The sequence below is a fragment of the Pseudomonas sp. AD21 genome (genome assembly GCF_002878485.1).
Classification (GTDB): domain Bacteria; phylum Pseudomonadota; class Gammaproteobacteria; order Pseudomonadales; family Pseudomonadaceae; genus Aquipseudomonas.
This window is the reverse complement of the sequence record NZ_NQYG01000001.1, coordinates 237,199-248,111: the sequence shown is the minus strand read 5'-3', so window position 1 is coordinate 248,111 and position 10,913 is coordinate 237,199. Positions and strand designations below refer to the sequence as shown.

14 protein-coding genes are annotated in these 10,913 nt (G+C 60.0%); 9 read left to right on the top strand and 5 right to left on the bottom strand.

All coding sequences use genetic code 11. The features are described 5' to 3' along the window. Positions 1–150: 150 nt before the first annotated feature. The 4 genes from PseAD21_RS01160 to PseAD21_RS01145 all read left to right on the top strand — a co-directional run bounded on the left by PseAD21_RS01160 (position 151) and on the right by PseAD21_RS01145 (position 4,438). The gene (locus PseAD21_RS01160; protein ID WP_102354136.1) at positions 151–864 is read left to right on the top strand and encodes a GntR family transcriptional regulator; all 714 of its coding nucleotides are present in this window, start codon (positions 151–153) and stop codon (positions 862–864) included. Then, entirely contained in the window at positions 861–1,859 is a 999-nt protein-coding gene (locus PseAD21_RS01155; protein WP_025113032.1) for an ADP-ribosylglycohydrolase family protein, read from the top strand. Before PseAD21_RS01160 ends, PseAD21_RS01155 begins: the two co-directional genes overlap by 4 nt. 190 nt (positions 1,860–2,049) lie before the next feature. Further along, positions 2,050–3,516, top strand: a complete 1,467-nt coding sequence (locus PseAD21_RS01150; RefSeq protein WP_102354135.1) for a cytosine permease — start codon at positions 2,050–2,052, stop codon at positions 3,514–3,516. Further along, positions 3,509–4,438 carry a PfkB family carbohydrate kinase gene (locus PseAD21_RS01145; RefSeq protein WP_102354134.1) on the top strand — a complete coding sequence of 310 codons (930 nt, stop codon included), beginning with the start codon at positions 3,509–3,511 and terminating at the stop codon, positions 4,436–4,438. Before PseAD21_RS01150 ends, PseAD21_RS01145 begins: the two co-directional genes overlap by 8 nt. Positions 4,439–4,534: 96 nt before the next feature. Here PseAD21_RS01145 and PseAD21_RS01140 read toward each other — a convergent pair whose 3' ends face one another. The 5 genes from PseAD21_RS01140 to PseAD21_RS01120 form a co-directional block, all read right to left on the bottom strand. Next, entirely contained in the window at positions 4,535–4,915 is a 381-nt protein-coding gene (locus tag PseAD21_RS01140; protein WP_102354133.1) for a Rho termination factor N-terminal domain-containing protein, read from the bottom strand. A 63-nt stretch (positions 4,916–4,978) separates the two neighbouring features. Beyond that, positions 4,979–5,236, bottom strand: coding sequence for a hypothetical protein (locus PseAD21_RS01135; RefSeq protein WP_102354132.1), 258 nt, complete (start codon positions 5,234–5,236; stop codon positions 4,979–4,981). A 44-nt stretch (positions 5,237–5,280) separates the two neighbouring features. Next, positions 5,281–5,619, bottom strand: coding sequence for a hypothetical protein (locus PseAD21_RS01130; protein WP_102354131.1), 339 nt, complete (start codon positions 5,617–5,619; stop codon positions 5,281–5,283). Positions 5,620–5,701: 82 nt separating this feature from the next. Continuing rightward, on the bottom strand, positions 5,702–6,898 hold the full coding sequence (locus PseAD21_RS01125) for an MFS transporter (protein WP_102354130.1): 1,197 nt from the start codon (positions 6,896–6,898) through the stop codon (positions 5,702–5,704). Between the two features lie 111 nt (positions 6,899–7,009). Next, entirely contained in the window at positions 7,010–7,663 is a 654-nt protein-coding gene (locus PseAD21_RS01120; RefSeq protein WP_102354129.1) for an HD domain-containing protein, read from the bottom strand. 208 nt (positions 7,664–7,871) lie between these two features. Between PseAD21_RS01120 and PseAD21_RS01115 the strand changes: the two genes are divergently transcribed. From PseAD21_RS01115 to PseAD21_RS29705, 5 genes are all read left to right on the top strand, one after another. Then, the gene (locus tag PseAD21_RS01115) at positions 7,872–8,351 is read left to right on the top strand and encodes a GNAT family N-acetyltransferase (RefSeq protein WP_003226995.1); all 480 of its coding nucleotides are present in this window, start codon (positions 7,872–7,874) and stop codon (positions 8,349–8,351) included. 159 nt (positions 8,352–8,510) lie between these two features. Continuing rightward, positions 8,511–9,173: a hypothetical protein gene (locus tag PseAD21_RS01110; RefSeq protein ID WP_102354128.1), complete on the top strand. Its 663-nt coding sequence runs from the start codon at positions 8,511–8,513 to the stop codon at positions 9,171–9,173. Then, positions 9,170–9,664, top strand: coding sequence for a PAAR domain-containing protein (locus PseAD21_RS01105; RefSeq protein ID WP_102354127.1), 495 nt, complete (start codon positions 9,170–9,172; stop codon positions 9,662–9,664). Before PseAD21_RS01110 ends, PseAD21_RS01105 begins: the two co-directional genes overlap by 4 nt. Positions 9,665–9,670: 6 nt before the next feature. Then, complete coding sequence (locus tag PseAD21_RS01100; protein WP_102354126.1) at positions 9,671–10,417, top strand: alpha/beta hydrolase; 747 nt, start codon at positions 9,671–9,673, stop codon at positions 10,415–10,417. Next, positions 10,417–10,911: a hypothetical protein gene (locus PseAD21_RS29705; protein WP_178082072.1), complete on the top strand. Its 495-nt coding sequence runs from the start codon at positions 10,417–10,419 to the stop codon at positions 10,909–10,911. Before PseAD21_RS01100 ends, PseAD21_RS29705 begins: the two co-directional genes overlap by 1 nt. Positions 10,912–10,913: the final 2 nt, after the last annotated feature.

The following is a 10,913-nucleotide window of genomic DNA, read 5'->3' as shown; positions in this document are numbered from 1 at the left end:
TGTCCACCATGTCTCCGAACACCTGTCCACCATGTGTCCGGTACATACAGGGAGAGGGCTAGGGTGAGGGGCTTTTGATTCTGCCGCCTTTCGTCACTACCTCTAAATTTTCCTTGCTCGCCAATGCCCGTTTCGGGTATCACTTTGTACATGATTAGACAGGTACGATTTGACAAGAAACAACGGGTGGTCGACGAGCTCGTCCGGCGCATCGAAAGCGGCCTCATGGAGGACGGCTTTCTGTTGCCCGGCGAGCATCAGTTGGCTCAGGAATTTAACGTCAGCCGTGGCACGTTGCGCGAAGCGCTGGCCGAACTGAAACGGCGCAACTACATCGCCACGCAAAGCGGCGTCGGCTCCATCGTCACGTTCGACGGTGTGGTGCTCGACCAGCGCAGCGGCTGGGCGCAGGCGCTGGCTGACAGCGGGGCGCTGATCAACACCGAAGTGTTGCGTCTGCAAGCCGTGACCCGGCCCGACCTGCTCTCGCGTTTGGGCACCGACCAATTCATCACCCTCGACCGCCGTCGTCGCTCCAACGACGGCACGCTGGTGTCCCTCGAACGCTCGTTGATGCCGGCCACCGGCGGCCTGGAAAGCCTGCCGCGCGTCGGTCTGATCGACAACTCGCTGACCATCACCCTGGCCGCCTACGGCTACATCGGCGAGCGCGGCGATCAGTGGATCGGCGCCGAACCGCTGAATGCCGAAGATGCCGAACTGCTCGGGCGCCCGGTTGGCACCGTTTTCCTCAAGGCCCTGCGCACCACTTACGACCGGCGGAACCGTTTCATGGAGCAGGTCGAAAGCCTGCTCGACCCGGTGCATTTCCGCCTGCACCTGCAATTTGGAGAATCGAAATGACCGCGCTCAACCGTGCCCTCGGTGCGTTTTATGGCCTGGCCCTCGGTGATGCGCTGGGCATGCCGACGCAATCGCTGAACCGCGAAACGATCAAGACCCGCTTCGGCCGGATCACTGATCTGCAGGACGCAGGGCCCCTGCAACCGATCGCCGCCAACATGCCCAAAGGTTCGATCACCGATGACACCGAACAGGCGATTCTGGTCGGCCAATTGCTGCTCGAAGGCAAGGGCCGGATCGAGCCGGCGGTGCTCGCCCAACGGCTGATCGAGTGGGAAGCCGAGATGCAGGCCAAGGGTTCGCAGGACCTGCTCGGCCCATCGACCAAACGCGCCATTGAAATGATCCTCGCCGGCCACTCGCCAGAGGAGGCCGGGCGCTATGGCACCACCAACGGCGCGGCGATGCGCATCACCCCGGTGGGTATCGCGGCGGACGTGGCTGATCCACAGCGTTTCATCGCGGCCGTGGTGCAGGCCTGTCAGGTCACCCACAACACCACGCTGGGGATTTCCAGTGCGGCGGCGGTGGCGGCAGTGGTCTCGGCCGGAATCAACGGCATGGACCTGGGCGAGGCGTTGAACCTCGGCCAGCAGATTGCACAACAGGCCGAGGCACACGGGCACTGGGTCGCCGGCGGGCGTATCGCTTCGCGCATCAGTTGGGCGCGCAGCATCAGCGTCGACAGTGACAAGGCGCTGCTGGCGGACTTGCTGTACGACGTGATCGGCACGTCGGTGGCATCGCAGGAGTCGGTGGTGGTGTCGTTCGCCCTGGCGCAGCAAGTGGCGGTGGGTGAGATGAGCGCGTTCGATGCGTTGTGCATGGCCGCCAGCCTGGGCGGTGACACCGACACCATCGCGGCGATACTTGGCGCCATGCTCGGGGCCTGCCTGGGCCTTGAGAGCTGGCCGGCGCCGATGATTGCCACGGTGAAAGCGGTCAATCATCTGGAGCTTGAGCCGTTGGTGCAGGGGCTGTTGGCTTTGCGCTGATCGGGCTGACGCTTTCGCGAGCAGGCTCGCTCCCACAGGTGTGGGAGAGAGCCTGCTCGCGAAGGCCGCACCGAAAATTTCGAATTTTCAACCCGCAATGGATCGCGCAGACAGGCCGAGGAAGGCCGGGATGTCTTGTCGTACTGCATCATTGCCACAACCACAATAAAGGCAAACAGGAGCACTGTTCATGAGTTCATCAAACGCCGGGCAAAGCGCCGGGCAACTGGAAACCCGGGGTATCGAACCGGTGCCGGACGCCGAGTGCAACGGCCATCCGCTGCAATTGTTCTGGGTCTGGTTCGCGGCCAACATTTCCATTCTCGGTCTGCCGCTGGGCGCCACGCTGGTGGCGTTTCGCGGACTGGCGATCTGGCAGGCGATCATCGTCGCGATCATCGGTGCAGCCGGTTCGTTCGCGGTGGTGGGGATCATCTCGATTGCCGGCCGTCGTGGCCGTGCACCGAGCCTGACCTTGTCGCGCGCGATCTTCGGCGTACGCGGCAACATCGGCCCGACGCTGGTCTCGCTGATGTCGCGTCTGGGCTGGGAAACCGTCAACACCACCACGGCGGCATTCGTGTTGCTGTCGCTTTGCTCAATCCTGTTCGGCTCCCCGGTTGAAGCGAAAAGCGCACCCGTGCTGACGCTGATCTTCATTGCGATTTTCGTTTTGCTGACCCTGTCGGTTTCCGGCCTTGGCCATGCGACCCTGCTGGTAATCCAGAAGTGGGCGACCTATGTGTTCGGTGCGCTGAATATTCTGGTTGGCGGCTTCCTCTGCGCGACCATCGACTGGAGCGCTGTGTTCAACGCTACACCCGCGCCGATGAGCGCGATGATCATCGGCATTGGCACCATGGCTGCAGGCACCGGGATCGGCTGGGCCAACGCCGGTGCCGACATGTCGCGTTATCAGCATCGCAGCGTCAAAGCCGTGCGTCTGGTCGCGTCGGCGGCATTCGGCGCGGGGATTCCGCTGGTGCTGCTGATCACCCTCGGCGGCCTGCTGTCGGTGGGCAACAATGACCTGGCGTCGGCGACGGATCCGATCGTGGCGATCCGCGACATGCTGCCGACGTGGATGGCGGTGCCGTACCTGATCACCGCATTCGGTGGCCTGCTGTTGTCGAACAATCTCTCGGTGTACTCCGCCGGTCTGACCACGTTGACCCTGGGCCTGAAGGTCAAACGCGTTTATGCGGTGGTGGTGGATATCGTCGCGATCTTTGCCGGTTCGATCTACTTCATGCTGATCGCCGACAGCTTTTACGGCCCGTTCATCACCTTCATTTCGCTGCTGGCGGTGCCGATTACCGCGTGGGTCGGGATCTTCGTGGTCGACCTGATTCACCGTCACTACTACAGCCCCAAAGACCTGCTCGACGTCAGTCCGAGCAGCGCCTATTGGTACAGCGGCGGCATCGAGTGGCGCGCATTCGGCGCGTGGGCGATTGCCATCGTGCTGGGCTTCAGTTTCACCACCATCGGCACCACCGCCGAGAACGTCTGGTTCAAGGGTTTCCTGTCCGACTCCTGGCTGGGTCACAACGGTCTGGGCTGGATCGTGACTTTCGTGGTCGCCGGTGGCATTTACTGGGTCCTCGGCGGGGCGAAAGATCGCCGCGCCGCGCAAGTCGAGAATGCTCATGCCTAAGATGTTGCACACCGGCCAGGTCATCATCGACCTGATCATGGCTGTGGATCAGCTGCCGCAAGTCGGCGGCGATGTGCTGGCGAAGTCGGCCGGTTTCGAGGCCGGCGGTGGTTTCAACGTGATGGCCGCTGCCGTGCGCAATGGCTTGCCGGTGGTTTATCTCGGCCGCCATGGCAGTGGGCGTTTCGGCGACCTGGCGCGCCAGGCGATGAATGAAGAGGGCATCCACATCGGGATCAAAACGCCTGCGCAACGCGACACAGGGATATGCGTGGCGCTGACCGATGCGTCGGCCGAGCGCAGTTTCATTTCCTACATCGGCGCTGAAGGCGAGGTCACGCAAGACGACCTGAACAGCGTGGCGGCCGAGGTTGGCGATTACGTCTACGTCAGCGGCTACAGCCTGCTCCACGCCGGCAAGGCGCAGGCGCTGCTGGACTGGACGCTGGCGCTGCCGGATACGATCAACATGGTGTTCGATCCGGGCCCCTTGGTCGAGTCGCCGGACTCGGTGTTGATGCAGGCCCTGTTGCCGCGCATCGATGTGTGGACCAGCAACAGCGTCGAGGCGCTGCGCTTCACCGCAACTGCGGACATCAGTGATGCCCTGGATCGCCTGGCCGAGCATCTGCCCGATGACGTGCTGATGGTGGTGCGCGACGGGCCGCAGGGTTGCTGGATCCACCAGCGCGGCGAGCGTCGGCATGTACCGGGGTTCGCCGTGAAAGCAGTCGACAGCAACGGCGCGGGTGATGCCCATGCCGGGGTATTCGTCGCGGGATTGGCGCAGGGTTTGTCTGCCCATGAAGCGGCGCGGCGTGCGAATGCGGCAGCGGCTATCGCGGTGACGCGCTGGGGGCCGGCGACTTCGCCGGGGGCGGCAGAGGTGGATGCGTTTATCCTCGATTCCGGCGGCGCCTGATCTACCGCTTTCGCGAGCAGGCTCGCTCCCACATTGGATTTGCGTCGTTCACAACCCCCCCTGCTCGCGAAGGGGCCATAAGCACCAATACAGATATCAGCCAGCCTTGCGCAACGCCTCGATCAACTCCTGCTTACGCATCGACGAACGTCCTGGAATCTGTTTCGCCCGCGCCTCTTTCCTCAAACTGTCCACGGTCTGCACTTCCCGCGAAGCCTTGCTGTCACGCGCATGCCCCTCACGACTGGCCACCGCGCGCCGCGATGATTCCTTGCGATCCTCGGACTTGGCGCTCGCCGGTTTCTTGCGCCCGGAGCCGCCGGCCTTTTCGCCACCGCCCGACTGTTTGTTCACCGTGGCCCAGGCACGGGCCTCGGCAGCGTCCCTGGACAGGCCTTTGTTCTCGTAGCTGTCTTCAATGTGCTGCGCCTTGCGCTTCTGCTCGGCGGTGTATTTGTCTTTGCTTCCACGAGCCATGGGATTGCTCCTGTTGCAGGCAGATGTGGCCGTTCCCCGCGCAGGCGGCGAACGGCCGGGACGTTACTGCAGATCCAGTTTGCGCGCCGCTTCTACACCGGCGGCGCTAAGCTTGATCGGCAGGTTCAACGAGTGTTCGCCGGCCTCGTTGCAGGTCACATGACCGTGGTGGATCAGCCCGCGATCCTGCAGGGCGGCGAGGGTGCTGGCCACGACTTTCTCACCGCGATAGTTGTCCAGCACCTCTTTGCCCAGTCCGCTCGGATGGGCGTGCAGCAGACGGGTGAGGACTTCTTTTTCCAGGTTTTTATCGACGTTCATGGTTACCTCTTCATGGATGTGAATAGGACGCTCGCGTCGGCGAACTACTGACCGGTGCCTTCGGAGCCCGAACCACCGGTGGTGGTTTTCGAGCCCATGCCAGGGCCGGCGCTATCGGGTGTAGCGGGGGAGTCGGGGGTGTTCATGCCACCCTGGCGGCCGGGATCACTGCCTTGGGTGCGCGGATCAGTGCCCGTGGCGGGCGGCTGATTGATCAAGGGAACGCCGGAGCCATCGGTGTTCATGCCGGGAGCACTATTGATGGCGGGCGCGCGTGGCGGTGGAACCGGATCGGTCGGGCCGGTGCCTGCTGCGGTGGCGGCAAAAGCCGCTGGGCAGAGCAGGGCGCTGAAAACGAGGGCAGTCAACCTTGACGAGATCATAGGGTTTCTCCAGTGATTGGAATCCTTACCTGTCGTTGGTCTGCCCTTGAGCTGGATTGGTGCCTGATGAACGACGAACGGTCTAGCTTGCCTGCACAGGGTTGAAAGGAGGGCGCCGCCAGAGCAAACGGCCAACCGTGATCAGCCAGTTCGTCAGCGCCACGCTCAGCACGGTGAGCAACAGCGTCGACAGGCCTTGGTCGACGATGATTTTCCCGGCCAATAATGGGAAACCGAACACTCCAATGAAGTACGAAAGACTGAACAGCAGCAGTGCCTGGGACGTGGTGCCGTGGGGCGCCTCGTTGGCGGCGAGGCCGTTGATCACCGAATACGTCAGGCCATAACCGACACCGAGCATGACCGCCGCCAGCAGATAGCTGAAGCCACTGTTTACGCCGAACGCGAACAGCACGATCGAGCCCAGCATCAACCCCGATAGCAGGCACGAGGCCCACAGCGGATCACGCTTGACCACAAAGCCTGCGATCAACATCCGGCTGCTGATCGCCGCGCTCATGAAACCAAGGAAAAACAACGAGTAGTCCAGCGAGTGGGCGGCGGCGTAACTGGTCTGGAAGCTCGACAGCCCGCCGAACACGCAGCCACCCAAACCGACCATGATGATCGGAAACAGGGCGCGCGATCCGAGCACTTGAGTGGTCGCTTGCCAGGTGATTTTTGCAGCCGTTGTGGCCTGTGCGCTTTTCAGTTTTGCGCCGAGTTGCCAGAACAGCAGCACGCCGATCAGGCTCGCCAGCGCGGCCAGATAAAACGCCGAGGTCAGCGGCAGGCCCAAGGCACTGGCTGCCCGCCCGAGCAACGGCCCGCTGCCGATACCGGTCATCATGCTGCCGGACAACAAGGCAAAGTATTTCGCCCGTTGCGCCGGACTCACCAGACTGGCGACGATGATCGGCCCCAACGTGTAGAAAACGCCCCAGCCCAAACCCAGCAGTAAACCGAAAAACAGCAGCAGATCACCGAACCCCGGCGTCAGTGCAAAACCCAGACTCGCCGCCACCAGCAACAGGCCGAACAAGGCAATCGAACGCGCCGCACCGAGCAGGTCAGACAGGTGCCCGGACACCAGCACGGCGACGAATGTACTGAGCATCGCCGCACTGATCACACTGCCGGCGTCGTGCTCATTACCGCCGCGCGAGCCGATCAGCAACGACAGCAAAAACGTTGAGCCGTAGGACAGCGACAACAGATAACTGGCGAGGCAGAACAGGCCGAACAGTCGGCCCGAGACCTGGGGTGTTGCTGGCGGCATGACGCGATTCCTTGACCGGAAGAGTTGAGCGTCATCTATCTAACATGCCATGGGCGCGGGTTAGGTCCGAGCTTGCTGAAGTCAGGATCGCTGCGCACCGGAGTAACGGCTTCAGGCGATACCGATTTCCTCCTTGAATTGCTCCATGAAGCCCTGCAGGCGCTGATGACGGATCTGCGCCAGCCGCTGACCGGCTCTGGTCTGGAAACCCTTGGCGAGGTGCAACAGTTTGGTCTGGAAATGATCGAGACAAAAACGTTTGTCGTCGTAGTCGCGTGCTTTGGCTTCGGGGTCGAGCGGGTCGTACAGCGCACTGCCCATGCGCCCGGCGACGTAGAAGGTACGGGCGACGCCGAGCATGCCTAATGAATCGAGCCGGTCAGCGTCCTGGACGAGCTTCGCCTCAAGGGTGAGCGGGGTGATGTTGGCGGAAAAACTGTGGGCTTCGATGGCGTGGGCGACAGCGGCGATTTTGCTTTCGTGCCAATCCAGTTCAGCCAGCACGTTTGCGGCTTTCTCTGCGGCGAGGCGCGAAGCCTGCGAGCGCAGCGGCGAGTTCTTCTCGACAGCCACGCAGTCGTGCAGCAACACAGCGGCGAGCAGCACTTCAACGTCACCACCTTCCTCGGCCTGCAAGGTGCGCACGTTGTGCCAGACCCGTTGCAGGTGAGCGAGGTCGTGGGCGCCGTCGTCGGAGGGTTCGAGGGCGTGGGGCAGCAGTTCGCTGGCGAGGGTGATCAGAGGGGCAAAAACGCTGGCAGGCATAAGTGTTCTTTCAAGTTGAGTTGAGCTTCTGTGGCGAGGGGATTTATCCCCGATGGACTGCGCAGCAGTCCCCTTGGTCAGGGCCGCTTCGCGCCCCATCGGGGATAAATCCCCTCGCCACTGTACTAGACAGGTTGTGTATTGCCATGTGACGAGCGCCGCATCCGGCCTTAGTATGGCGCTTTCCATTTTCCGACAAGGCCCGTCCATGACGATCGAAATCCGCCCGGCGACCCCCAGCGATGCTCCGCAAATCCTCGCCTTCATCACCGAACTGGCAGATTTCGAAAAGGCCCGCCACGAAGTGATCGCCAGCGTCACCGACATCGAGCGCAGCCTGTTCAGCGAAGGCGCCACCGCCCACGGCCTGATCTGCCTGCGTGACGGAGTGCCGATCGGTTTCGCGGTGTTCTTCTTCAGCTATTCGACCTGGCTGGGCAGCAACTGCCTGTACCTCGAAGACCTCTACATCACCCCCGAACAACGCGGCGGCGGTGCCGGCAAAACCCTGTTGCGACACCTGGCGAAAATCGCCTGCGCCAACGACTGCGGACGCTTCGAATGGAGCGTACTCGACTGGAACACCCCGGCCATCGAATTCTACAAATCCCTTGGCGCGCAGCCGCAGGAAGAGTGGGTGCGCTATCGCATGGATGGCAAGGTGTTGCGCGAGTTTGCCGAGGGCTGAGGTAAATGATGGCAATCCAATGTTGAATCGATTGCCGTCACCGCTCTAGTCCGGCATTCTACGCGCCATTTTTGCGCGCTCACGGACGACACCTGCAATGCCTCTGGCACACTTTCTCCACGCCTGTGGAGCCTTCGCTGCGTCAACGAGTGACCGGCGATGAGCGGACTACGGGCGTCGATCCGCCTGTACGGTCTGGTCAGAAACCTCGGCTCAAGCGACAACCCTAATCGCCAACCGGTGGACATCCTCTGCACCGTCAACCGCCTCGGTGGCAAAGCCATCCGTGCGTTTGTCTCGCGGCTCGATGCCGAGCTGATGGCGCGTAGCGCGGGCTACGACGACTACCGCGTGATACCGCTGCGCACGTTCGATCCGAACGGGTTCATCGACGCGCATCAAGGCTGGCTGACCCTGCACGTGTGCTGCGGGTTTATCGCACCCGCCGGGCAATCGATTTTTCACCAAGGCGTGCTGTCGCCGATGGGCTGGTATGTCTACTCGGAAACTGGCCGCTGGACGGCCGAACGCTATCTGGATTTCGGCCCGCAAATGGCCGAACTGCTGCAAACCACCTACGAACTGCATCGGCTGACCGGTTACAACACCTGGCTCAACCAACTCGACGACGCCACCGCCGCCGAATTGCACTGGCATGCCGACGAATCCTGGCAACAACTGCAAACCCTCACCCCCCCGAACAGTCGCGAGCATTGTCACGCGCTGTTTGATTCCGTCGACAACCGCTGGCGTTTCGCCGCGACCGATGTCGACCTCTATCAGCCTCACCCGGAACCTCTGAAGCAAGGAGCTTTGAATTGAGTGGTAAACCCGCTGCCCGCGTCACCGACCCAACCGCCTGCCCACTGCCAGGCCACGGCAACAACCCGATCGTCTCCGGCTCGCCGGACGTGTTCTTCGATGGACTCCCCGCTGCGCGCATGACCGATAAATCGGCGTGCGGCAGCCCGATTACCGGCGGTGTTTCCGCCACGGTATTCATCAACGGCCTGAACGCCGCGATGCTCGACAGCACTGGCGGGCACGGCAATGTCGTGGTCGGTGGGTCGGGGACGGTGATTATTGGACAGAGCGGGGGAGGGGCGGCGTTTAGTGGGTTGTTGCCGATGCCGGTGCATTTCACAGACAGATTGCAAGTAGTGAATGATTCGACCGGAGAGCCTGTTCCTTATCACCCCTACACAATCCAGCGTGGTGACGGCAGTGAAGAACATGGCATTACGGATGCTTCGGGATTTACGCATACCGTCAGTTCGCATTTGGCTGAAACCATTAAATTGTTTGTGGAGTAAATAAAAATGGCTGATGGAGGTGTGGTAGCTGAAGCGCCAGTTGCTCCCGTAGCGAAAAGGGAAGTTAAAAGTCACGTGCTAACTTGCAAGACCGATCAGACAGTCAAGCAGGTCTCAGTTAGTATTCCCGATGTCATGATATTTTTTGTTGGTGGAGCGGGTGATCAAGAGCGATATTATGTCACTGGGCCGAACTATAACGTTGACTACGTTAAAAAAATAACCACTGAAGATGCGAGGCCGCTTGGAGTTACACAGTACTGCAAGTCGCGCTCACTCGGATACAATCACTTTATGAGTGAAGAGGATCTGAATAAGAATGTTATCGAAGAAATTAATAGCTGCGATACCGCAGTTTATATAATTGGTCATAGTCTGGGCGGCTGGAACGGTGCTCATCTATCTGCCGTTTTAACCGATCGTGGTTTTAAAGTGAAAATGCTTGTGACTTTAGACCCCGTGGGGCACGGGAAAATCGTTTATGGAATCTCGAAAATATATAGGCAAGAGCCCAAGCCGAAAGCGGATTATTGGGTGAATATCAGAGCCGCTGCCAAGGACTGGAATTTTTCTGACCTTGTTGCTGATTTTGGGGAACAATGGGAAATCACTGAGGGGCCGGACGTTATGGGGCGGGTTGATATAAATCATGCGGATGCGAACTTGATGTTCGTGCAACCATTATCGAATGGAATGACTGCTCGGCAGATATTTAATGAGTCGATACTTGATAACACCAAGAGGAAAATTTGATGAGAAAAATATTCCTGATGTTTTTGATGTTGGTCGTCTCTGGTTGCTCTTTATATCATGGTCGGCCAATCGCCACGCTCCAGTTTTCGAAAGTTGAAAGGTTTCGTGATACTGATATGTATCAAGTTTATTTTACTTCGGATGTGGAAATTCTTGGGTTGTTCAAGTCTTATATTGGTGAGGGACTGGTTTGCTCGCTCAGCGATGATCTGGATTTTTCTCAAGCACATCATATAAAGCAATCGGGATTTGGTTTGGTTGAGAAGGTGTCGGCTGAGCCAGCGCTTTACAGGGCTAACGTGATTTTTAGTGAGTCTGAAAATAGTAGTGGTGGTGAGCGATATCTGCAAGGAGATACTTTGACCCCTTTCTTGCTCAAAAAAGACTCTATCGTTTGTTTGTTTCGGGTTCATTCCACAACGTACACGACTTACTTCTCTAACCTTATGCACCTCCCTAGCAAAGAACTGTTGAACGCGAAGGCTCAGTATTGACG

What these genes read in the sequence shown, in the direction of transcription:
- PseAD21_RS01135 (WP_102354132.1), bottom strand. Translation starts at nt 5,236, where the DNA reads ATGAACGTCGATAAAAACCTGGAAAAAGAAGTCCTCACCCGTCTGCTG.
- PseAD21_RS01115 (WP_003226995.1), top strand. Translation starts at nt 7,872, where the DNA reads ATGACGATCGAAATCCGCCCGGCGACCCCCAGCGATGCTCCGCAAATC.
- PseAD21_RS01140 (WP_102354133.1), bottom strand. Translation starts at nt 4,915, where the DNA reads ATGGCTCGTGGAAGCAAAGACAAATACACCGCCGAGCAGAAGCGCAAG.
- PseAD21_RS01160 (WP_102354136.1), top strand. Translation starts at nt 151, where the DNA reads ATGATTAGACAGGTACGATTTGACAAGAAACAACGGGTGGTCGACGAG.
- PseAD21_RS01110 (WP_102354128.1), top strand. Translation starts at nt 8,511, where the DNA reads ATGAGCGGACTACGGGCGTCGATCCGCCTGTACGGTCTGGTCAGAAAC.
- PseAD21_RS29705 (WP_178082072.1), top strand. Translation starts at nt 10,417, where the DNA reads ATGAGAAAAATATTCCTGATGTTTTTGATGTTGGTCGTCTCTGGTTGC.
- PseAD21_RS01120 (WP_102354129.1), bottom strand. Translation starts at nt 7,663, where the DNA reads ATGCCTGCCAGCGTTTTTGCCCCTCTGATCACCCTCGCCAGCGAACTG.
- PseAD21_RS01150 (WP_102354135.1), top strand. Translation starts at nt 2,050, where the DNA reads ATGAGTTCATCAAACGCCGGGCAAAGCGCCGGGCAACTGGAAACCCGG.
- PseAD21_RS01145 (WP_102354134.1), top strand. Translation starts at nt 3,509, where the DNA reads ATGCCTAAGATGTTGCACACCGGCCAGGTCATCATCGACCTGATCATG.
- PseAD21_RS01100 (WP_102354126.1), top strand. Translation starts at nt 9,671, where the DNA reads ATGGCTGATGGAGGTGTGGTAGCTGAAGCGCCAGTTGCTCCCGTAGCG.
- PseAD21_RS01155 (WP_025113032.1), top strand. Translation starts at nt 861, where the DNA reads ATGACCGCGCTCAACCGTGCCCTCGGTGCGTTTTATGGCCTGGCCCTC.
- PseAD21_RS01130 (WP_102354131.1), bottom strand. Translation starts at nt 5,619, where the DNA reads ATGATCTCGTCAAGGTTGACTGCCCTCGTTTTCAGCGCCCTGCTCTGC.
- PseAD21_RS01125 (WP_102354130.1), bottom strand. Translation starts at nt 6,898, where the DNA reads ATGCCGCCAGCAACACCCCAGGTCTCGGGCCGACTGTTCGGCCTGTTC.